At 43.2% G+C, this 21,739-nt stretch carries 15 protein-coding genes; 8 read left to right on the top strand and 7 right to left on the bottom strand.

What is annotated here, in order from left to right; translation table 11 throughout:
* Positions 1 to 11: 11 nt before the first annotated feature.
* From NXR94_RS10290 to NXR94_RS10265, 6 genes are all read left to right on the top strand, one after another.
* A complete protein-coding gene (locus NXR94_RS10290; RefSeq protein WP_258104544.1) occupies positions 12 to 380 on the top strand; it encodes a DsrE family protein in 369 nt (122 codons plus the stop codon).
* 163 nt (positions 381 to 543) lie between these two features.
* Positions 544 to 1,020: a T9SS type A sorting domain-containing protein gene (locus NXR94_RS10285; RefSeq protein ID WP_258104543.1), complete on the top strand. Its 477-nt coding sequence runs from the start codon at positions 544 to 546 to the stop codon at positions 1,018 to 1,020.
* An 8-nt stretch (positions 1,021 to 1,028) separates the two neighbouring features.
* Positions 1,029 to 3,311 carry a putative metal-binding motif-containing protein gene (locus NXR94_RS10280; RefSeq protein WP_258104542.1) on the top strand — a complete coding sequence of 761 codons (2,283 nt, stop codon included), beginning with the start codon at positions 1,029 to 1,031 and terminating at the stop codon, positions 3,309 to 3,311.
* Positions 3,312 to 3,582: 271 nt separating this feature from the next.
* On the top strand, positions 3,583 to 4,650 hold the full coding sequence (locus tag NXR94_RS10275; RefSeq protein ID WP_258104541.1) for a hypothetical protein: 1,068 nt from the start codon (positions 3,583 to 3,585) through the stop codon (positions 4,648 to 4,650).
* A gap of 111 nt (positions 4,651 to 4,761) precedes the next feature.
* Positions 4,762 to 5,973: an Nramp family divalent metal transporter gene (locus tag NXR94_RS10270; RefSeq protein ID WP_258104540.1), complete on the top strand. Its 1,212-nt coding sequence runs from the start codon at positions 4,762 to 4,764 to the stop codon at positions 5,971 to 5,973.
* Positions 5,974 to 6,147: 174 nt separating this feature from the next.
* Positions 6,148 to 8,607 carry a family 16 glycosylhydrolase gene (locus tag NXR94_RS10265; RefSeq protein WP_258104539.1) on the top strand — a complete coding sequence of 820 codons (2,460 nt, stop codon included), beginning with the start codon at positions 6,148 to 6,150 and terminating at the stop codon, positions 8,605 to 8,607.
* Positions 8,608 to 8,666: 59 nt separating this feature from the next.
* Here NXR94_RS10265 and NXR94_RS10260 read toward each other — a convergent pair whose 3' ends face one another.
* Both NXR94_RS10260 and NXR94_RS10255 read right to left on the bottom strand, forming a co-directional pair.
* The gene (locus tag NXR94_RS10260) at positions 8,667 to 9,926 is read right to left on the bottom strand and encodes an RNA polymerase sigma factor (RefSeq protein ID WP_258104538.1); all 1,260 of its coding nucleotides are present in this window, start codon (positions 9,924 to 9,926) and stop codon (positions 8,667 to 8,669) included.
* 7 nt (positions 9,927 to 9,933) lie between these two features.
* A complete protein-coding gene (locus tag NXR94_RS10255) occupies positions 9,934 to 10,278 on the bottom strand; it encodes a YciI family protein (protein ID WP_258104537.1) in 345 nt (114 codons plus the stop codon).
* 282 nt (positions 10,279 to 10,560) lie between these two features.
* Here NXR94_RS10255 and NXR94_RS10250 point away from each other — a divergent pair, with 282 nt between their 5' ends.
* Positions 10,561 to 12,711 carry a CHASE domain-containing protein gene (locus NXR94_RS10250; RefSeq protein WP_258104536.1) on the top strand — a complete coding sequence of 717 codons (2,151 nt, stop codon included), beginning with the start codon at positions 10,561 to 10,563 and terminating at the stop codon, positions 12,709 to 12,711.
* A 29-nt stretch (positions 12,712 to 12,740) separates the two neighbouring features.
* Here NXR94_RS10250 and hutG read toward each other — a convergent pair whose 3' ends face one another.
* The 4 genes from hutG to hutH are packed head-to-tail and all read right to left on the bottom strand — an operon-like array spanning position 12,741 to position 18,444.
* Positions 12,741 to 13,679 (bottom strand): formimidoylglutamase, encoded by a 939-nt coding sequence (gene hutG, locus NXR94_RS10245; protein ID WP_258104535.1) that lies wholly within the window; start codon positions 13,677 to 13,679, stop codon positions 12,741 to 12,743.
* Positions 13,680 to 13,681: 2 nt separating this feature from the next.
* Positions 13,682 to 15,682, bottom strand: coding sequence for a urocanate hydratase (locus NXR94_RS10240; protein WP_258104534.1), 2,001 nt, complete (start codon positions 15,680 to 15,682; stop codon positions 13,682 to 13,684).
* Positions 15,679 to 16,914, bottom strand: a complete 1,236-nt coding sequence (gene hutI, locus NXR94_RS10235) for an imidazolonepropionase (RefSeq protein WP_258104533.1) — start codon at positions 16,912 to 16,914, stop codon at positions 15,679 to 15,681. Before hutI ends, NXR94_RS10240 begins: the two co-directional genes overlap by 4 nt.
* Positions 16,915 to 18,444, bottom strand: a complete 1,530-nt coding sequence (gene hutH / locus NXR94_RS10230; protein ID WP_258104532.1) for a histidine ammonia-lyase — start codon at positions 18,442 to 18,444, stop codon at positions 16,915 to 16,917.
* Between the two features lie 77 nt (positions 18,445 to 18,521).
* Here hutH and NXR94_RS10225 point away from each other — a divergent pair, with 77 nt between their 5' ends.
* Positions 18,522 to 19,400: a LysR family transcriptional regulator gene (locus NXR94_RS10225; RefSeq protein ID WP_258104531.1), complete on the top strand. Its 879-nt coding sequence runs from the start codon at positions 18,522 to 18,524 to the stop codon at positions 19,398 to 19,400.
* A gap of 10 nt (positions 19,401 to 19,410) precedes the next feature.
* Here NXR94_RS10225 and NXR94_RS10220 read toward each other — a convergent pair whose 3' ends face one another.
* Positions 19,411 to 21,666, bottom strand: a complete 2,256-nt coding sequence (locus tag NXR94_RS10220) for an FdhF/YdeP family oxidoreductase (RefSeq protein WP_258104530.1) — start codon at positions 21,664 to 21,666, stop codon at positions 19,411 to 19,413.
* Positions 21,667 to 21,739: the final 73 nt, after the last annotated feature.

Genomic DNA, 21,739 nt, shown 5'->3' with positions numbered 1-21,739 from the left:
CAAATTATATCATGAAAACGACAAATCAACTTGTAGTAGTTATTTCACACGGTCTGGACAATGAACGCGCTTCGGTGGCCTGGAGCATCGCCAATGGAGGAGTAAAATCAGGGCTGGAAGTGTCAGTGTTTTTAGTAAGTGCAGCTGTAGATTGGGTAAGAAAAGGAGCAGCCGATAACGTGCACCTAAACCCACTGGATCCATCGATGAAGGAAATGGTTGATGGCATTATTAATAATGGATGTCCTGTTGGTGTATGCCCTCCATGCGCGAAGGTTAGAGGTTATGAGGCCGGGGACTTTATTGCCGGTGTGAGCATAGAAGGTTCAGGGTTTATTCATGAGCGTATCAAAGAAGGTGCTCAGGTAATGACCTTTTAATACTGGATCGTTCAACTACGATTCACTATAGGATCCACCTCTTGAAGAAGGGGTGGATTTTTTGATTTATTGAACCCTTGTAGGTGATGAAATAAAAGCTAACCTACTGGTAATCAATGTGCTGATTTTTTCTTAAATTCAATTAAGGCTAATATCTAGTCTAATGAAAAAGTCAGGTCTGACCACTTTATTCGTTTTTCTGATAATTCAATTTTCTGCGTCAGCACAGCAAATTACATTTTATCAGCTCAATAGCGGGTCGCAAATACTTCCTACTGGTGGAGTGGTGTATTCAATAGGTGACCTGATAACCGGAACTTCTCAACATGAAAGTTTCAGTCTACTCTACACCCCCCTGATAATTGTGGATACTCCTGGTCAGGAATTGCTTAATATAAGTACTGGTGATCATGAATTGATTACTGTTTACCCGAATCCGGTCCACACGAAACTACTTATTGAATCTCCCGACAGGGCAGTTTTCAGAGTTAAAATCTATCAATTGTCTGGAGAGTTAATCTATACCTTTCCTGAAACCAACGAAATAGATTTTGAATCATTTGCGGTGGGGGCTTACCTGGTACAACTTCTTTCCATTGATGATGAATTTTTAGAACAATTCAAAGTCATCAAAAATTAATCACTGCTATGAAACTCTTCTACGCATTCCTCTTAATACTTTTCGTAAGTCTTGTTCACGGCCAATCTCCTGCACTGATCAACTATCAGGCAATTGCTTTAGACAATACTGGTAAAGCTATTTCAAATTCAGATGTACAAATTCAATTATCCATCAGAGAAGGTCAAGCAAGTGGTGCGATAATATATTCAGAGTCACATTCCGTTAAGACAAATTCCATTGGTCTCTTTTCACTTCAGATTGGTGGAGGAAATGCCTCGGGAAGTTCTTTTGAATCAATTGATTGGGGTAGTGCCAATAAGTTTTTGGAAGTTAGCATTGATGCAAATAATACCAGTGATTTTGTAAGTACCGGAGTGTTTCAACTGGTTTCGGTTCCATATGCCCTTTATTCGCAAAGGTCTGGTGGTGATGGCGACAGCAGTCCTGCCAATGAATTGATATCTCAGATCAGCTTTGATAGCGAAACAGGCATCTTGCAAATAAGGGAAGATACCAGTGTTCAATCTGTTGTTTTGCCTACCTACTCTGGTGCCTATTATTATCAGGATTCCGATAAAGATGGTTACGGAAACCCAAAATTTCCTGTTTGGGTTCCCACTGGAGTGAATGCCCCGCTTTATTTTGTGAATAACAGCGATGATTGTAATGATGAGAATGCTTCTATCAATCCAATGGCAATGGAGCTTTGTGATGGGTTGGATAATGATTGCGATGGAATAATAGATAATGATGTGACCACAACCTACTATCGAGATGCAGACTCAGATGGTTATGGTGATCCGGATAGTACCACTCAGGCTTGTTCATTACCAGAGGGGTTTGTAGAAAATGCAGATGACTGTGATGATTCAGACTCCTACAATAAACCGGGAACTCCACTAGAAATATGTGATGGGGTTGATAATGATTGTGATGGCCTGATAGATGAAGAATGTGTGATTTCGGCCTGTGTGGCTATTTTGACTCAGGCATATAACTGTGTGGAAGCTTGTGGCGAAGATACGAACTGTGCTAATGAATGTATGACAAGTAATCCGGAGGTATTGAGTTGTTCCGATTTTAGCTGTTCGTTAGAAATCTATGTAAATCAGAATAGTTATTTTGATGCCACATGGACAAGTGAGGATAAAGCGATTTTTGTTATGAACCATTGTGGAATTGTTGATCAGGATGGGGATGGAATTAATGGTTACAACGGAGATTGTGATGATCTGGATGACACTGTTTATCCAGGGGCCGAAGAAGTGTGCAGTGATGGTATAGATAACAATTGCAGTGGATCTGATCACTTATGTGGTGATGATGATTTTGATGGATATGTAGGGCTCGATGATTGTGATAATACGGACCCAACCATCAATATTGGAGCTATTGATATTTGCGGAGATTTGATTGATAACGACTGTGACGGTGTCGTAGATAATGGTGTAGACATGGATGAAGATGGGTACACTACCTGTGATGGGGATTGTGATGATATGGATGCGTCCATTTACCCTGGTGCTCCTGACCCAATAGATGGGAGAGATACGAATTGCGATGGTCTGGATGGGACAGATGCTGATGGAGATGGTTATACCTCAGACTTAGATTGCGATGATACCAATGCTGATATTTATCCGGGTAACATGGAAATATGTGATGGACTGGATAATGATTGCAGTGGCTTTGCAGATGATGGAGGTTGCCTAAGTTTAGATTATTCCATAGAATCTATTCTTCCACCAATTCTTTATAATGGTGTGGAAAATGCTGTTACCATTAATACAATTGGGTTTACGGAGACACCTGCTGAAGTTCAATTGATCAGTTTTAATTACGGACCATATTCGCTCGAGTATTCGGCTATGAGCTCCAATGAACTTGAAGCCATTATTCCGGTAGGTATCACAGCGAGTACAACAGAAATATTTGGTTTGAAGGTCATTGATTCTGCTGGTCATTATACCTCTATAAACGAAGCTGTACAAGTCACAGATAATCAGGAGATATCTATTCTCTCAGTAACTCCGGACACTGTATCCCTTAGCGTAGACTTTGATGTCACCGTTTATGTTAGCACAATTTATGGAGTAGAATTACAAGATAAACCTTATGTCTTTGTAAATCCATCATCCGGTGGCACGGCCATTTGGCTGAAGAATTCAGTCACTTTTCTGGATGCAGCTACAATACAGGTTTCTGTAGCAACGGGATTAATACCTACAGGCGAAACCTATGATCTTATTCTAATCAACCCTGATGGCTCCTGTGGTATTAGTCCTAATGCACTGACTGTTGAACCTTGAGATACGGGATTAGTCAATCTGTGTTTAGAAGTGTTTTGAGTTTATGAAAGAAAAACCTTTTGCAAAAACTCCCATTTCTACCTGCTGATATTTGCAGAAAATACTAAACACAATTTCGTTTTTGCGCTAATCCTTAAAAACCGTGTCAATTCATGCTTAGGTGAGGGCGCTTTTGCAAATATTAGTAAGACCATCATTTACAGACCAATTATCCGTTTCAGAAAGCAGGCTATATCCGCAAACTTTGATTCATAATCAAACAGTTACGGACATGAAACCTGACCAAACACTTCCTTCCAATGTTGAATACAATGATTCAAACTACAAGACTGTTCAACAGTTTAAATCATTAAGGACGATTGTCAGACTCACGCTGATTGGGATCATGTGGATCGTATTATCCATTTGGCTGACAGGATGCCTGGACGGTTATTACGGCCTTGAGGACAGCGAGATTCAACCGACTGAATATACGGAAGGAGACGACAATGGAAACCAAACAAATAATGAGGATGACGGTGATGATGACAGTGAAAACCAAATGGAAGAGGGAGATGATGAAAGTGAAGGCTATGTAGAGGAAGGGGATGATCCTGACCATGATTGCGATGGTCATGAGGTGGGTGAAGTGCACGAAGGAGACACCACTAAAACCGGATGTAAGATATTAATAGATGCCTCGCATGATGGTGGAATCTGGTGGTATCCACAGTCCAGCACTACCGGCTTCGACCCAAATGCCTATCACCAGGGCAAATCTTTTGCAGAAACCATCAGAGCCAAGGGATTTGAAGTTTACGAGTTAGGAAGAGGAATCGCACTGACAGAGGAAATATTGAGTGGATATGATCTGATAGTTCGGATTGGGGGTTATCAGGGCTATATGTTATCCGAGCTTCAGGCTTATGAAAAAGTCTTGAAAGATAGCACACGAATGATGCTATTTTCTGATCACAAATCATACGTCCAGTTTGATGGTCTGGAAGATATGCTCGGCCTTCAACTCAAAGGAGGTGTTAATGGGGTTATTGCAACTTATCAGGAACACCCGATGACTAACAATATGGCTAAAATGGGCTACATCGCCGGCTGCATCGTTACTAACGAGGATAATCCTGCCATAAATATTATCGGTCGATTGAGGGAAGAGGACTTCTGGGATCAAAATAACAATGGCATTAAGGATGCTGGCGAAATCGGAGCTCCTGCAGTGATCGGGACGGTGAATTACGCCAATCAGGATATCTTTTTTATCGGAGACAGTAATGGGTTATTAATGCAGCCTGAGCCATTTGTAACTAATATGATTGATTGGTTAAGCATGTCCAGCTGTCATTAATGATGTAGTTCGAGGACCAGCAAGGAAGGCGAGCGGATCGTCTTTCATCGTGTGACATCCCATTAAAGCTCTGAATTCTATATTTTAGGCTTTTTTGCGGGTGTCATACTTATGAAATCACTATTACAAAAATTTGGACCAGGGCTATTGCTTGCAGCAACCGGAGTGGGGGCAGGGGATCTCGCTACTCCTGCATTAGCGGCATCTGAGGTGGGTTTTGCGGTATTATCTGCTGTAATTGTCGGCGGGGTGGTGAAATATGTACTCAACGAGGGCATAACCCGATGGCAATATCAAACTGAATCAACCCTGATAGAGGGCGCCATGGGATACTATGGAAGGGTAGCTCAATACCTTTTTCTGGTATACCTATGTGTCTGGACCTTCACAGTAGGAGTGGCCTTAATAAGTGCCAGTGGAATAGCATTTTATGCTTTGTTCCCTGTATTTGAAGAAGCAACCACGGGCAAAGTTATTTATGGCATGGGTCTAAGTTTATTGGGCTTGTGGATGGTAAGAGTTGGGGGGTTTCAGGTATTCGAAAGGATTATGAGCATAGCCATCGTCCTTATGTTGATCACTATCGTTTTTACCGTTTTTCAGTTTGCTTTCCAAGCACACCACCTTAATGTCGATCATAATCAGTGGATGATCTCTCGTGGAAGCCTGGACTGGTACCTGGCTGTCATGGGTGGTGTCGGAGGTACTGTGACTATACTATGTTATGGTTATTGGATTCGGGAACATGGACGCGAAGGAAAGAATGGTTTACACCACTCAAGAATTGATCTGGGTTTGGCTTATTTCATCACTGTACTGTTAGGTATTGCCATGGTGCTGATCGGAACCCGAATTACGATACATGGAGGTGGAGCTGGTTTACTTGTTTCTATTGCCGCAGTTTTAGAAGAACAATCAGGTACACTAGTATCTTGGATTTTTAAGTTGGGTGCTTTTGCGGCCATTTTTAGCAGTCTTCTGGGTGTATGGCAGAGTGTCCCATACCTGTTTAGTGATTTAATCCGTATCATGAATAATGGCAAAGAGCAGGTTGAAGGACAAAAGTCGCCTGTTTATGCCTATGCACTTTATTCAATCGCGTTAATACCTATGCTTGGATTACCCTTTGGGTTTGCATCCATGCAAAAACTCTATGCGATTTGTGGAGGAATGTTCGTGCCCCTGCTTGCCACCACATTAATACTATTATCCATCCATTCCGAGAAGGCCAATAAAGGTTTTAAGCAATCAATAGGTCTCAACCTGGTGTACCTTCTCATCGTGGGAGTTTTCCTCTTCTTGTTTATTGGTGCGGTTTTGTAGGTCCCATTTCGAGAAGAAAAACATGCATTTAAATTTAATGAAGGAAGAAACTCACTGATATTGATGAGTAATTGATGTATTTCCGGGCCGGTTTTGTAGTAGGATTGTGAAGGTGGTTTTTAAGGTTATCCCAATAATTAAAAAAACATTTGGGATGTAACAAATTAACCTATTATGATCCCATTTTACAATCGGCAGGTATTAAGCCTGCTCTTTACCCTTATTATGTCCTTTTCATTCGCTCAATGCCCCAATCTGGTGTGGTCGGATGAATTTGACGGAACCTCATTAAATACCAGTGACTGGACCTACCAGCTAGGTACTGGCTGCGATGAGGGTATTTGCGGCTGGGGAAACAACGAGCTGCAATCCTATGCTCAGGAAAATGTGAGTGTTAGTAATGGTAATCTTACCATCACCGCTAAAAAAGAACGAATCCGTGGAAGTCAATATACCTCCGGACGTATTAACACCATTAACAAGCAAGATTTCACCTACGGCAGATTCGAAGCGCGAATTAAATTGCCCGAAGGTGGAGGGCTGTGGCCTGCATTCTGGATGCTGCCAACGGACAATGCCTATGGGGCATGGCCTCAAAGTGGTGAGATTGACATCATGGAGTACGTAAGCTGGAATGCCAACCAAACACTGGGTTACATCCACTATGGAGACTTGTATCCCGGAAACCAAAATCAGGGTTCCATCTTTGAATTGCACAGTGGTAACTTCTTTGACAGTTATCATGATTTTGCTCTTGAGTGGGATGCCAATGAACTCAGATGGTTTGTAGACGGCATCTTATTTCAAACCAAGACGCCTGAGGACCTGGCTCCGTACAACTGGCCTTTCGACCAGCCTTTCCACATTATCATGAATGTGGCTGTAGGTGGAAACCTTGGAGGGGAGGTGGACAACACCATTTTCCCTGCGTCCATGGATGTAGATTATGTACGTGTTTATGACGGTTTTCGTCCATACATTGATGGAAAGCGAAGTGTAGAATACCAGGCATCAGGAGACAGTTATCACATCGGTAACGTTCCTCAAAATGCAAACATCAGTTGGTCAGTACCAGCAGGAGCTACCATTACAAGTGGTCAGGGCTCATCAACCATCACAGTCGATTGGGGGACTGCGGGTGGAAACATTGTGGCAGACGTCAGCACTTCATGTGGTAGCGAAGTATTGACTATGGAAGTCGCCATGAACCCTCCTTATGTGTATGATTTCAGTTTTGAAAACTTTGATCAGCCGGCAAATGTTACACTACTGTCGACGGACGGTGTACTTACCGAGGTGGCTAATCCAGCTCCCAATACTGTTAATCCTTCAAGTCTTTGTGCTTCATATGATCGAAACTCTAGCGCACAATATGATGTGATCGCTTATGAAGCATCCGTCATTAGCAATGCGGGAGTGTATGTAACAGGAGACAACCGTTTTTACATGGATGTCAACACGGCTGCGCCTGTAGGCACGGAAATCATCATTCAGCTTGAATCTCCGGATGCGACACCATCAAACTATCCAGATGGGAGACATAGCCGATATTTCGCCTATACCACCGCACAAAATGAATGGCACAGGGTCTATTTTGAATTTGCTGACAGACCTGATGGCTCAGTAGCTGATAATAATATTGCATCTATGTTGATCCTGTTTAATTCAAATACTTTCACAGGTGACACCTATTACTTTGATAACCTGGACGCTTATAAGGCTGATACAGGAGGTAGCGGTGGAAATAACGCTCCATCAGTAACCCTTACTGCTCCGTCAGAAGGAAGCTCATTCACGGAAGGAGAAGTCATTACTTTGAGTGCTGATGCCACAGATTCAGATGGTTCTGTGACCCAGGTGACTTTCTTTGTAGATGGTAATGAGGTAGGAACTGACAATACGAGTCCCTACAGTGTTAGCTGGACGGTAACAACTGGTGCACATAGTATCACTGCTCAGGCGTTAGACAATGAAGGAGCCAGCACTACCTCTTCAGCTGTCAGCATTACAGGTCAAAGTGCAGGCCCAGCATCCACAGTTTACGTCAGCAGCATTGTTACGGGAACGCAAGGAGCAGGGCAGGGTAGCAAGTATGGTACCGCTACAGTGAGTGTAGTAAATAACCTGGGTCACCCGGTTGCAGATGCTAATGTAAACGGTACGTTTTCCGGAAGTTTTTCAGAAAGTGTTTCAGGAACCACTAATGGCAATGGCGAAGTTAGTTTCGTGACTTCAACCTCACTGAAAGGCGGAGTAATCGTTGACTTCTGTGTGGATGACGTTACCCACAGTACTTTGACTTATGATCCTGCACAGAACGTTATTACCTGTACCAATGGTGGTGCACGTTTAGCACAGGGAGTAGATGCAATTGGAAATAGCATCCAGTTGAATATTTATCCTAATCCGGTTGATAAGGATCTGAACATACGATTTGTTTTAGAAGAGGATGCTCAATTAAAAATGCGTCTATTTGATCTTAATGGTCGAACAGTGAGGCAACGGATGCCATCCACTTTGATATCCGGTGAACATGAGGTCATGATTGATATGAGTGATCAAAACAGTGGCATCTACTTCGTGGAAATAACATTAAATGAAAAATCAGCTGTTTATCGAATTTTCAAACACTAATTACTGATTGATATAAGTGAGTGATTCCGGGGCTGCGCATTTTGCGTGGCCCCTTTTTATTAACCGAGATCAGACAGTTTATTTTGAATCAATTGCCTTACCGCTTCTGAGGCCGTAATGTTCAATGCAATTTCATAATGTTTTCTAGCCAGATCCATTTGCCCAAGTTTATGGTATATTTCACCAAGGGAGACCTGGTAAACAGGATTTCCGTAGAGGCCATCAATTGCACTTATCTCTTGTAAGGCAGTTTCATACCCTAAGGCATAGCCGGCTGCTATAGCTTTGTTCAACGCCACCACCGGATTCGGTTGATACAGGTTTAGTTTCTCATAGAATCCATAAATGGACTTCCAGTCTGTACTTTCAAAAGAAGAAGCCGATGCATGAATTGATGCAATGATCGCTTCAAGGTGATAGGTAGAGACTTCAAATGGCTCTGAGGCACGCCTAAGAAAATAATGCCCCTTTTCTATCAGAGGCCGAAACCACCGTTCCCGATCCTGATATTTCATAAGTACAATATGTCCATTATCATCTAACCGAGCACTTAGTCTGGAGGCTTGAAAACACATGAGCGACATCAGCGCATAGGTTCTGGGTAAATTGGTTTGCGGGTGCTCAGCTAACAGCAGACAAAGACGCATAGCTTCATGACAGAGATCTTCCCGAATCACATGACTGGGGTGGGAAGAATGGTATCCTTCACTAAAAAGAAGATAGATGGATTTCAGTACTGAATCTAACCGATCAGATAGTTCTTCTCCCTGTGGGATATGAAGGTGAACGTCCTGATTTCGAAATTTTTCTTTGGCTCGATAAATTCTTTTATTGATGGTTTCTTCATTTGTCAGAAAAGCATGAGCTATTTCAGAGGTGCTAAGTCCGCCAAGAGTCTTTAATGTAAGTGCTACCTGAGATTCCATGGGAATGCTGGGGTGGCAACATGCGAAAATCATCCTTAATTGGCTATCCGTAATTTCCGATTCCAGAAATACGTGATGGAAAGCCGATGAAAGGGCAAAATCCGACTGGAGGGTATAGGCGTATTCAGGTGCAATTTCCTTGAACCTTTGACCCCTTCGAATCAGATCAATGGCTCGATTTCGGGCAACCCGATACAACCATGCGGCAGGGTTATCCGGCAACTGTCCATTTCTCCAGGTGTTCAAAGCAGTTACAAGAGTGTCCTGCACTATATCCTGGATCGCTTCCAGATTATTCAATCCCATAACCCGGGTAAGTGTGGCTACCATCTTCCCCGACTCATGCCGAAAAAGATGGTCCACCAATGAATGAATGTCCTTATTTTCTCCCATTCGGGAATTACATATCCATTTTCATTACCTGCCTTACCTGAACGTAACCGCCCATATCAAAGTCGGGATAGTCTTTTGAAATGGTGACAGCTTCATCATAGTCTTTGGCCTTAATCAGGAAAAACCCTCCAACAATTTCACTGCCTTCAGTATAGGGGCCATCTGTTACGGCTTGTCCGTTAGGACCTTTGACATCCCTTCCTCCCGGGAGCAAAGGCTCACCTGTGACATATTGTTGTGTTTTGTTCAGTTTTTCAATCCAGGTAAACCAAAGACCCATTCTTTGTTGCATTTCTTCAGGGCTTAATCCATCATAAGCACCTCCATGAAAAATAAGCATAAACTTTTCCATTGTTATTTTCTTTTTAGAGTTTGAAATTATATCTGTCCTTATGACGTATGGCCAACAGAAGATCGGACATCAAACTAAGAATTTTTTCTATAAACATTGACCTTTCCCGTAAAGACAACCTGTAGGATTCCGGTCATCTACAATAGTTTCCTTTCATCAGGAAATTTAACCCCTTCGTAGGCTAAAACACCGATTCCATCTAATGATGCCAAGAAGTGTACAATGTACAGCATTAATCTCCGTATTTTTGTAAAGATTTACTCAGTTTGGGGATTGAATTAAATGCTTCGTACTAGAAAATACCTTATTTCGGGAATCATATTTATTCTGGGTTTCTCAATTTCCCTGGCGCTCTATCTATCTCTCCAAAAAACCAATTCTCTAAAAAAGGCACAGATTTATTCAGGCATATATAACGCTGTTTCAATCAGCCTTCAGAGAGAAATAGATATCAATATCAATTCACTTTATGCGCTTCGAGCCAACTACATGGCCAATGGAATGCTCAATTATCATCAATTCTCAAGATTTACTGAATATTATGTTTCTGAGATTGAAAGTATACAGGCCTTGGAATGGGTGCCCAGGATAACTTTTGATGAGAGAGACTCCTTTGAATTAGCCATTCAAAGTCTGGGATTTGAGGATTTTGAAATATTTAGTCTCAAGAATGGGGAAAGAATTAGGGCTGAAGATAGAGCTGTTTATTACCCCGTAGCCTACCTAACACCATTTGAACCTAACGTCTCTGCGCTGGGGTTTGATCCAGGGTCATCCAACAAAATTCGCGAAAACACAATTAATAAGGCCATTGAAACAGGTGAGGCCGCTGTATCGGATGTCATTGGTCTTATTCAAAAGCAAGATCCACACAAAGCAGTGCTGGTATTCGTCCCGGTATTTAGTGAAACGGGGGAGTTGGCGGGTTTAGTGGAAGGAGTCTATCTCACCAATGAGCTCATTCAATCAGCGGTTGATCGGCTGAAATTCTCCGAGACCGTCGAAGTCTCGCTTCTGGATGAGCGGGGTACGCTTATTTACGGGGAAGACACTCAGGACTTTCATAATCAGCATGCAGGGAAGGTGACCTTTGGAGATAGAAATTTCCAACTACGCATATCATACGTAGATGACCTTGCTTCATCGATGTTTGAACTTCGATTATTGCTCTCAACCTGCTTCATCATAACTATTTTCCTGGTTGGTATTACGTTTTATGCGCTCAACAGATCAGAAAAACAGCAGAAACGCAGTAGAGCGAATATTGAATCCATTTTTAAGGTGAGTGAAAACCCAATAGCTATTTTCGATATCAACTTAAGGCTTCAGGAATGGAACAAATCCTTTAATAAGCTCATCACCTTTATACAGGGCAATCCGCCAGTATTGAATATGATGATACCCGATAAACTCAACCTACATAAGGAGAACCTGAGATCACAAATATTGCTGGGCAAGCAATTGAAATCGACTGAAAGAGTAGAGATACAAAATGACGATAAACATTTTGTTTTCAATTATTTGCCCATTTATGAGGCGGACCATGTAATAGGATTTTGTGCTTTGTTTCAGGACATTACTGCAATTAAAAAATATGAGGAAACCCTAGAAGGGTATAGCCTTAAACTTGAAGATCTTGTGGAGCAACGGACCAAAGAGCTGGATCAGTCGAACAAGGCACTTCTTAGTCGAAACAAGGAGCTGAGTGAAGCTCTCCAGGAGCTCAAGTCGGCTCAGGACGAACTGGTTCAATCCAGAAAAATGGCTTCTCTTGGAGTGATATCGGCTGGAGTTGGACATGAAATCAACAACCCGCTTAACTTCATTATTGGAGGTGTGACCGTACTGGAACAGGCACTAGAGGGCAAATTGAATACTGAACAGGAGTTGGCCATCAGGAATATTAAAATTGGCGCCCAAAGGGCTTCCAGCATTGTGAAAACAATAGGTAGGTTTAGTAGAAAGAGCAATTCATTGGATGAGTATTGTGACGTCCATACGATATTGGACGGATGTCTTCTTATGATGTCCCATGATCTTCGACCAAAGGTGGAAATTGAAAAAGAATATTGCTCCGATCGGGTTATTGTAAAGGGTAATGAGGGGATGCTGCACCAGGCATTTTTAAATATCCTGATGAATGCTTTCCAGTCAATCGAAGATCAGGGTAAGATCGGTATTCACACATATCACGATAATGGCTTTGTAAATATTGAAATCAGTGATAGTGGGGTGGGTATACCGTCAGAACATCTGGATAATATTATGGATCCTTTCTTCTCGACTAAGGAGCCCGGAAAAGGAGTAGGGCTAGGTCTCTTTCTCACTTATAACATTATCAGAGAATTGAAAGGCGAGATTCAATTCGAATCTAAACCAGGGACAGGTACCCTTTGTACAATTTCATTAAAACTGGAGAGTGAACTACAGTAATCCTGTTTGTTCTTGGTCCTGATATTTAATCAGCCTTCAGCCAAAGCGTGTACCATTCGGGCGGCCAACCTGGCTGTACTGTTATCAATATCATATTTAGGATTGAGCTCAACGATGTCCGCCGAACGAAGCTTACCAGAACTGCGTACAGTTTGAATCGTCTTATAAGCGAGATGCGGATCAAAACCCATGGGAGAGGGGGCGCTTACTCCGGGAGCATATGCACTGGCAAATCCATCCAAATCGATAGTTAAATAGATATGATCAACAGAATCGATAAATGAGCTAAGCTCTGCGGTGATGTGATACCAGTTGGCTAGCTGGTATTGATACATATTCAGGTAATGTACTCCGAATTGATGGGCCGCTTCGAATAATTCAGCGTTATTGGCCGCTTTTTGGATGCCCAGACATAAATAATTAGCCAAAGTGTCTTCAGAAAGTATTTCATAAAATGGCGTTCCGGAGGTACTTCGACTGTCTGGTTTTCTTAAGTCGAAATGGGCGTCCAGGTTTACAATGCCGATCGAGGAACTGTCACCAATATGCCTCCTTAGTCCTGAAAAGTGAGCATAAGCCAAATCATGCCCACCACCAAAAAGGATTGGAAAAGCGCCAATGTCTAATAAGTCCTTCACCTTTTGACTAACCATTTCATGGCCGGCTTCCATATCTTCATCATCGACAATAATATCACCGGCATCCAGGAGGTTAGTATTTACCTTAAAATGATTTGAGAGACCTCCAAGTTGAAGCCTAATAGCATTGGGACCTTTTTTTGTTCCGGGACGGCCCTGGTTCCTTCTAACACCTTCATCACATTGGTATCCCAGAAATACAATGGTCCTGTTATCAACTTTGAACGCCTTTTCCGGGTTAAAGGCCTCGACAATTTCATGCCAGTACAATTCCTTTCCGGAAGAACGACCATTCCATAATTTCAAGTTAGCGCGTTTATAAAGGGTCATAATCAAATAAGGTTTTGAATTATTTCATCCTCTACTTCATTAGGAAGTGTAACGATGAGATTGGGACTTCTCGAGAGCTCTCTCTCCATCGTTAATCTTGCTCCTTTGTTACGGGCCCAACTTCTTCTGGCAATTCCATTATTCACATCATAGAACAGCATGTTTTGTACCTTTTCATCCGTCTCTTTTGTGCCATCTAAAAGCATTCCAAAACCACCATTGATCACTTCACCCCAGCCGACACCACCACCATTATGAATGGACACCCAGGTAGCACCCCGAAAACTATCCCCAATTACATTATGAATAGACATATCCGCTGTGAAACGACTGCCGTCGTAGATATTACTGGTTTCACGGTATGGACTATCGGTACCTGAAACATCATGATGATCTCGTCCCAGGACTACAGGTTGAGTGATGTGACCATCCCGAATCGCCTTATTAAAGGCTTTTGCAATTTCAATCCGACCTTCGGCATCAGCATAAAGGATTCGAGCCTTTGATCCTACTACTAAACGGTTCTCGCGGGCTGCATCAATCCAATCTATGTTATCTTCCATTTGTTGATGGATTTCCTGAGGGGCTGATTTTTTAAGTCTAACAAGGACTTCTTTAGCCAACTGGTCTGTTCTCACCAGATCATCATCGCTGCCCGAGGTACAAACCCACCTAAACGGCCCAAACCCATAATCAAAGCAATTGGGTCCCATAATGTCCTGAACGTAGGACGGATATTTAAAGTCCACTCCATTTGCAGCCAGAACATCTGCTCCTGCACGAGAAGCCTCCAAAAGAAAGGCGTTGCCATAGTCAAAGAAGTATGTTCCCTGAGCGGCATGTTTATTAATAGCCTCTACATGCCTTACGAGACTTTTTTGCACAAATTCTGCAAAAAGAGCAGGATTATCACTGATCAGCTTTTGTGATTCTTCGAAAGTTAATCCTACAGGATAGTAGCCCCCGGACCATGGATTATGAAGTGAGGTTTGATCCGATCCTAATTCCACTTTTATACCCTTTTCAAAGAAATACTCCCAGACATCCACCACATTTCCAAGGAAGGCAAGAGAAACCGTCTCGTTGTTGTTTCTGGCCTCTAATACTCTCTTTGATAATTGATCCAGCGAGTTAATTAATTCGTCCACCCAGCCTTGTTCAAGACGTTTATGAGCCGCAGCTGGATTAACCTCGGCACAGACCGTAATACAACCCACAATATTTCCTGCCTTGGGCTGAGCGCCACTCATTCCACCTAAACCTGAGGTAAGGAAGACTTTTCCTTGAGGTGTATCCTGAGGCATAAGTACCTTTCTGAAAGCATTCATAATGGTGATGGTGGTGCCATGAACGATTCCCTGGGGACCAATGTACATGTACGAACCTGCCGTCATCTGACCGTATTGCGTTACGCCCAGGGCATTATATTTTTCCCAATCATCTGGCGAGGAATAGTTTGGAATCATCATGCCATTCGTGACCACCACTCTGGGAGCTGATGGAGTGGAAGGGAAGAGCCCCATAGGATGTCCGGAATACATATGCAGGGTTTGCTCTTCAGTCATCTGGGAGAGGTATTTCATGGTAAGCAGGTATTGCGCCCAATTTTGAAAGACAGCTCCATTACCTCCATAGGTAATCAGTTCATGTGGGTGTTGGGCCACTGCAGGGTCCAGGTTATTTTGGATCATGAGCATGATGGCCGCTGCTTTTTTGGTCCTTGCCGGATATTCTTCAATGGACCTTGCATACATCCTGTATGAGGGACGGAACCGATTCATATAAATGCGACCATAGAGATCGAGCTCTTTCAGAAACTCCTGTGCCAACTCTTTATGCCAGTCCTTCGGGAAGTACCTCAAAGCATTTCTGATCGCAAGCTTCCTTTCATCAGCATTCAGAATGTCTTTTCTTTTGGGAGCATGGCTCACAGAAGAATCTAATGACTGAGGATCTGGCAATTTTGAGGGTATACCTTGTGCTATGGCTTCTTTAAAATTCATCGCATCGTTACCATTTGACCACTTTTAAAAACAATATCCGGGTGTAGCATTCCCTGGTGGTAAAGTATTTCCCGATAGTCTTTCGTTGGGAAAAGGCATAGGTCAGCAACATTTCCCGGCGAAACCTTCCCCCGGTCTTCTAATCCTAATGCCTCTGCGGCTCTATAGGTAATCCCCGCAAGTACCTCAGCGTTGGTCAGCTTTTGAAACGAGCCTAATATGCTCGCCTGACACAATAAGTCACCCATTGGTGCAGACCCCGGGTTCCAATCGGAGGCAATAGCCAGCTTTCCTCCCAGATCCAGTATTTTCCGAGCCGGTGCAAAATCACACCCTAAACCTATGGAAGCACCCGGAAGGGCGGTAGCAATGACATCACTATTGGCTAAGGCGACGATTTCATCGTCTCCGGAGGCTTCCAGATGATCGGCACTTCGGGCCTTTAATTGAATGGCAACGGAACTGCCACCGGTATGGAATTGATCGGCATGAACGGTAAGTTCAAAACCCATTGCAATAGCTTTTTGGAAAAAGGCGGTTACCAACGCCGGTGAGAAGGCTCCGTCTTCAATAAAGGCATCAATACGACGCGTGAGAGATTCTTCCTTGAGAATGGGCAGGAGTACTTCAGCCAAATAATCAAGGTACTCAGCAAGAGTTCCGGCAAAATCCTTTGGACAAATATGGGCGGCCAGGCAGGTAGGGATAAGGTCCGCTCTTGAATGCTTATTGGCTTCCCTTATTGCTCGTAGCATTTTCAGCTCATGCTCTATGGTCAGTCCATAACCACTTTTAACTTCTATTGTAGTAACTCCCTTGACAAACATCTTTCGAGCTCTTTCGATGGTCAGGGAGGTGAGTTCATGTTGACTGGCTTGTCGGGTAACCTGCACTGTATCCCAAATACCACCGCCAGCCCTGGCAATCTCCAGGTAGCTTAATCCGGCGTTTCTCATGGCATAGTCCTGTGCTCTGGATCCTGCGAAACAAATATGCGTGTGCGCATCAATGAGTCCAGGTATTGCCACATGAACTCCATCAATTTGCTCAATTTCTGAAGCCCCTGACCTTAACTTTTCAAAGGAATCAATTTTCTTGATAATGTTACCCTGAATAAGGATTCCGGCATTTTCAATGACTTCCAAATCTGAATCGGACATAGGACCACGCGGGGGTAAGCCATTCATAGTTACCAATTGTTGCAATGGGCCGATGAGCACGTTTTGTTCCATTCAGGAGACCATTTGATTGAGTTTGTTGAATGCAATCCGAGGTAAGGCTCCACTATGAACCAGTTTGATAGCCCTTTCTATAAAGCCCTGTAGTAATTGATCCACCTCAATGTGTGGAACCTCAAGCCGAATGAGTCTGTGAATGGCCGCTATTGGTGGACTGCTTTTTAAAGGACGATGATAATCCAGGGCCTGAGCGGCACATAAATATTCTATAGCCAGCACTTTTTCAGCATTCTCAATGACCTTAAGCACCTTTCTACTACTAATTGATCCCATACTTACATGATCTTCCTGACCTAAAGAGGTAGGAATACTGTCTACACTGGAAGGGAAACATAAACCCTTATTCTCGCTCACAAGTGCAGCAGAGGTATACTGAGGAATCATAAAGCCCGAATTAGTACCGGTTTTGGAAAGTAAAAGCTTTGGCACATGAGGCGTGTTTCCTTCCAAAGAGAGATAAATACGTCGATCTGAGATATTGCCAATCTCCGAACAGGCCATGCAGGCATAATCCAGTGTCAATGCCAGTGGTTGCCCATGGAAATTTCCTCCGCTGACCGTGTGCTCCTCATCAAATATGATAGGGTTATCAGTAACAGAATTCAATTCTACTTCCAGTAATTCCTTTAGATGGTACCATGCATTGAGGGAAGCACCATGTACTTGGGGGATACATCGAAGAGAATAGGGATCCTGAACCCGATCGCAATACTCGTGCGACTTGATTACTTGACTACCTGCAAGGAGACTTCTGATGGTGCTGGCAACTTCCTGATTCCCTTTATATGGTCGTAGCGCGTGCAATTCAGGGCTAAAGGGCTTGACGGAAGCAAGTAAAGCCTCTAGCATCATGGCTCCGATAATATTGGCCGAATCGATTAGATTTCGCATTCGATGAACAGTCATAACTGCATGTGCTGCAATGAATTGTGTTCCGTTAATTAATGCAAGTCCTTCTTTAGGGGCGAGTTGGATTGGAGCTGTTCCGAGCTCTTGATAGACCTCACTGGTAAAGCGCTCCTGGCCACCATAATAAACTTTCCCCTGACCAATCAAGGGTAGAAAGAGATGTGCCAAAGGAGCCAAATCACCCGATGCCCCTACGGATCCCTGAGATGGAACTACCGGGGTCAATTCCTGATCCAAAAACCATATTATTCGATCCAAAGTACCCTCCTGAACTCCGGAATAGCCCTGTGCCAGTGACTGAACTTTCAGTATCATCATCAATCGGGAAAGTGTTTCAGAAATAGGCTCTCCAACACCCACCGCATGACTCATGAGGATGTTTTCCTGAAGTCTAATCGTTTCTTCCGGTGATATTCTGGTAGTACACAGTGGTCCAAACCCTGTATTGATGCCGTAAATGGCTTCATCACTATTGGCAATATATGAAACGATACGAGCGCTTTGACAAATGCGTTCTCTTACCTCAGACGAGAGTATTCCCTTTACGGAACCCTCTGCAATGGCCAGGGCCACATCTGCTGTCAAATGATCTTCTCCGTATCGAAATGTTTCCATATCAGGTAATCATTACCTCAAAGTTATGAGCTACCTTTAATAATCAGTAATACTATATTTATCAATATCTGATAACCATGAAGCATCAATATGAATTGAGACATCTTAGGTATTTCATGGCGATAGCCGAGGAACTGAATTATCGAAAGGCAGCCGAAAAACTCTTTATTTCTCAACCCGGATTAACACGGCAAATCATCCAACTAGAAGAACTTTTGGACGCACAATTGTTTTTTCGTGATAAGAAATCCGTGACATTGACGGATGCAGGAAAATACCTTTTTGATCAGGCCCAAATTCTGTTTGGGAAGCTGGAAGAGATAGATACCAATGTGAAGTTGATCAACAAAGGTGATGTAGGAGAGGTGAAAGTGGGTTATTTGGGCTCTGCTGTTCAAAGTAACCTCGTGGATTTGCTCGTTTCCATTAACCAACGTTATTCAGGTATTCATACCAGCCTGCAGGAAATGAATAACCATGAACAAATTGAAAGAATTCTTCACCAACAATTGGATTTAGGGTTCGTTCGGATGCAGCAGCTACCTCCCGCGATTGCGCACAAAGTGGTGTATGAGGATACCTTCTCTGTTGTACTTCCATTGGATCATTCACTCGATGACCAAAGCTTTGAAACTATGAAACAGCTGGAGCATGAGCGATTTATCTTCTTTTCCAGTGATTATAGTCCCCATTATTACGAGCAGATTCTAAGCATCTGTCTGGATGCTGGTTTTCAACCCCGGGTGTCTCATAAATCAGTCCAGGCTTACACGATTTTCAAGATGGTGGAAAGCCATTTGGGGATAGCCATTGTACCAACAGTATTACAGAAGGGGTATGATCTGGGCGTAAAGTTCATTGAACTGAGTAGTATACCACAACGCACATTGCTTTCAGCTATATGGCATAAAGACAATCAGAAAGTAGCATTAAAGCATATTTTGGAATTATTGTGATTGACAAAAGTCAAACCTTCTTCACATTCACCCCAACAGATTTCGAAGCAGGAGTATGGCTCTTTCTTGCGAACAAATGTAGGGGCACCAACGGATTAGCTTCCGGAAAATAAGTGGCCAGACATCCTGAAGGAATATCATAAGGGATTACCTCAAAACCGACAATACGTCGTTCGATTCCATAGTTATTGAATAGTTCCACTGTGTCTGCTTTGGACAATCCTTCCTTTTTCATATCTCCTTCATTCATAAACACCACATTTCGTCCACCGAATACACCTCTATAACGGTCATCATTACCATAGATGGTGGTATTGAACTGGTCATGGCTTCTGATCGTCATCATGGTATAAACATGTCCTTCTGGGATCGATTCCGCAAGCTTATTAATCGTAAAATGTGCCTTTTTACTCGAAGTATTGAATTCTCCGATCCGTGCTCCGTTAGGCAGTTCAAATCCATTATCCTTCCTTAGACGTGCATTATAATCCTCGAAACCAACGATGGCCTTTGCAATTAGATCCCGGATATTGTCATAGTCCTCAACCAAAGATGACCAGTTAATGTCCTTGTCACCAAGTGTTGCTGAGGCTATAGAAGCTACAATTTCCGGTTCACTTTTGAGTGCCTGGGATGGAGGAGTTAGTACACCTATCGAACTATGGACCATTCCCATGGAATTTTCCACTGTGACCATCTGCTCTTTTCCGCTTTGTATATGTTTATCCGTTCTACCAAGACAAGGAAGAATTAATGACGTACTACCGGTTGCAAGATGTGTTCTGTTAAGCTTGGTGCTGAGATGTACTGTCAGCTCACATTTCTTAAGGGCTTGTTCTGTCAAGAGTGTGTCTGGTGCAGCGGGCAGCAAGTTGCCGCCTAGCGCCATGAAGAAGCTTACTTTACCCTTATTCATCGCTTCTATGGACTCAACCACATTATAACCTGGTGTTTCAGGAGGTGTGAAATTGAAGGTTTCCTTGAGCTTGTCCGTCCACGCTTTGGTAGGCCTTTCCCAAATCCCCATGGTACGATCGCCCTGCACATTGCTATGACCTCTCACCGGACATGTTCCGGCCCCCGGCTTTCCGATGCTTCCTTTCATCAATAGCAGATTTACAATCTCTCGGATATTATCCACCGCATTGACATGCTGAGTGAGTCCCATGGCCCAGCAGGCGATGATCTTGCTTTTACTTTTCAGCCACTCGGCACTTTCAATCACGTCTTCTTTCGCCAACCCTGTTTGGGCAATGAGCTCGTCGATAGAATAGGAGGAGAGGTCAGCTTTTAACGCCTCAATGTCCCTGGTTTTCTCTTGAATGAACACCTGATCCAGACCATCTTCATCTTCCAAAAGCAACTTCATCCAGGCTTTAAGCAAGGCAACATCCTGATTGATCTTAATTTGTAGATAGAGATCTGCGATATCTGTTCCCGAACCAGTCCATCCAATGATCTTTTGAGGGTTCTTAAATTTCAATAATGCTACTTCCTTCAAAGGATTGATTACGATGATCTTAGCACCTTTCTTTTTTGCCTTTTCGAGGGAATTGAGCATTCTGGGATGGTTGGTCCCCGGGTTTTGTCCAAAGATGAGTATGACTTCAGCATGCTCAAAGTCTTCCAATGTAACCGAACCTTTACCGATGCCCACGGTCTCAGTTAAGGCGACCCCACTTGACTCATGGCACATATTGGAGCAATCGGGGAGGTTGTTCGTCCCAAGCTTCCTCACAAAGAGTTGATAAAGAAATGCAGCTTCATTACTGGTTCTTCCTGAAGTGTAAAAAACAGCCCGATCCGGATGATCAAGGCCTTTCAAATGCTGGCCGATCAATTGAAATGCATCATCCCATTCAATGGGTTGATATCTGGCGTTGTCAGGCCGTTTAATCATGGGCTGCGCTAATCGACCTTGCTGTCCTAACCAGTAATCACTTTTCTTACGAAGGGAATCGATGGTATAGTGCTTGAAAAAGGCTGCATCTGCCAGCTTATGCTGAGCTTCTTCGGCTATGGCCTTGACACCATTTTCGCAAAATTCTCCTAATTTTGATCGCTTTTCAGGATCGGGCCATGCACATCCCGGGCAGTCGATACCCTTCTTTTGGTTGAGTTTTTGGAGCAACTTAAAGGCTTTCCACGGAGGCATAGCCTTAAGAATCATCTTACAGGCGTTGGTGACCGATTTTGGGCCAACAGAAACTTTGGGTGGATTTTCAACGCGAATGTGGGAATGGTGATGATGGTGGTGATCGCTCATATTCGTTAAAGATATAGAGTTCACCTGATATCGAAAATGTTATAAGATCAGTGAAAGTTGACTTTCCAAACAC

It is taken from the genome of Marinoscillum sp. MHG1-6 (assembly GCF_024714475.1).
Taxonomy (GTDB): Bacteria; Bacteroidota; Bacteroidia; order Cytophagales; family Cyclobacteriaceae; genus JAMZMI01.
This window is presented reverse-complemented; position numbering and strand designations above follow the sequence as displayed.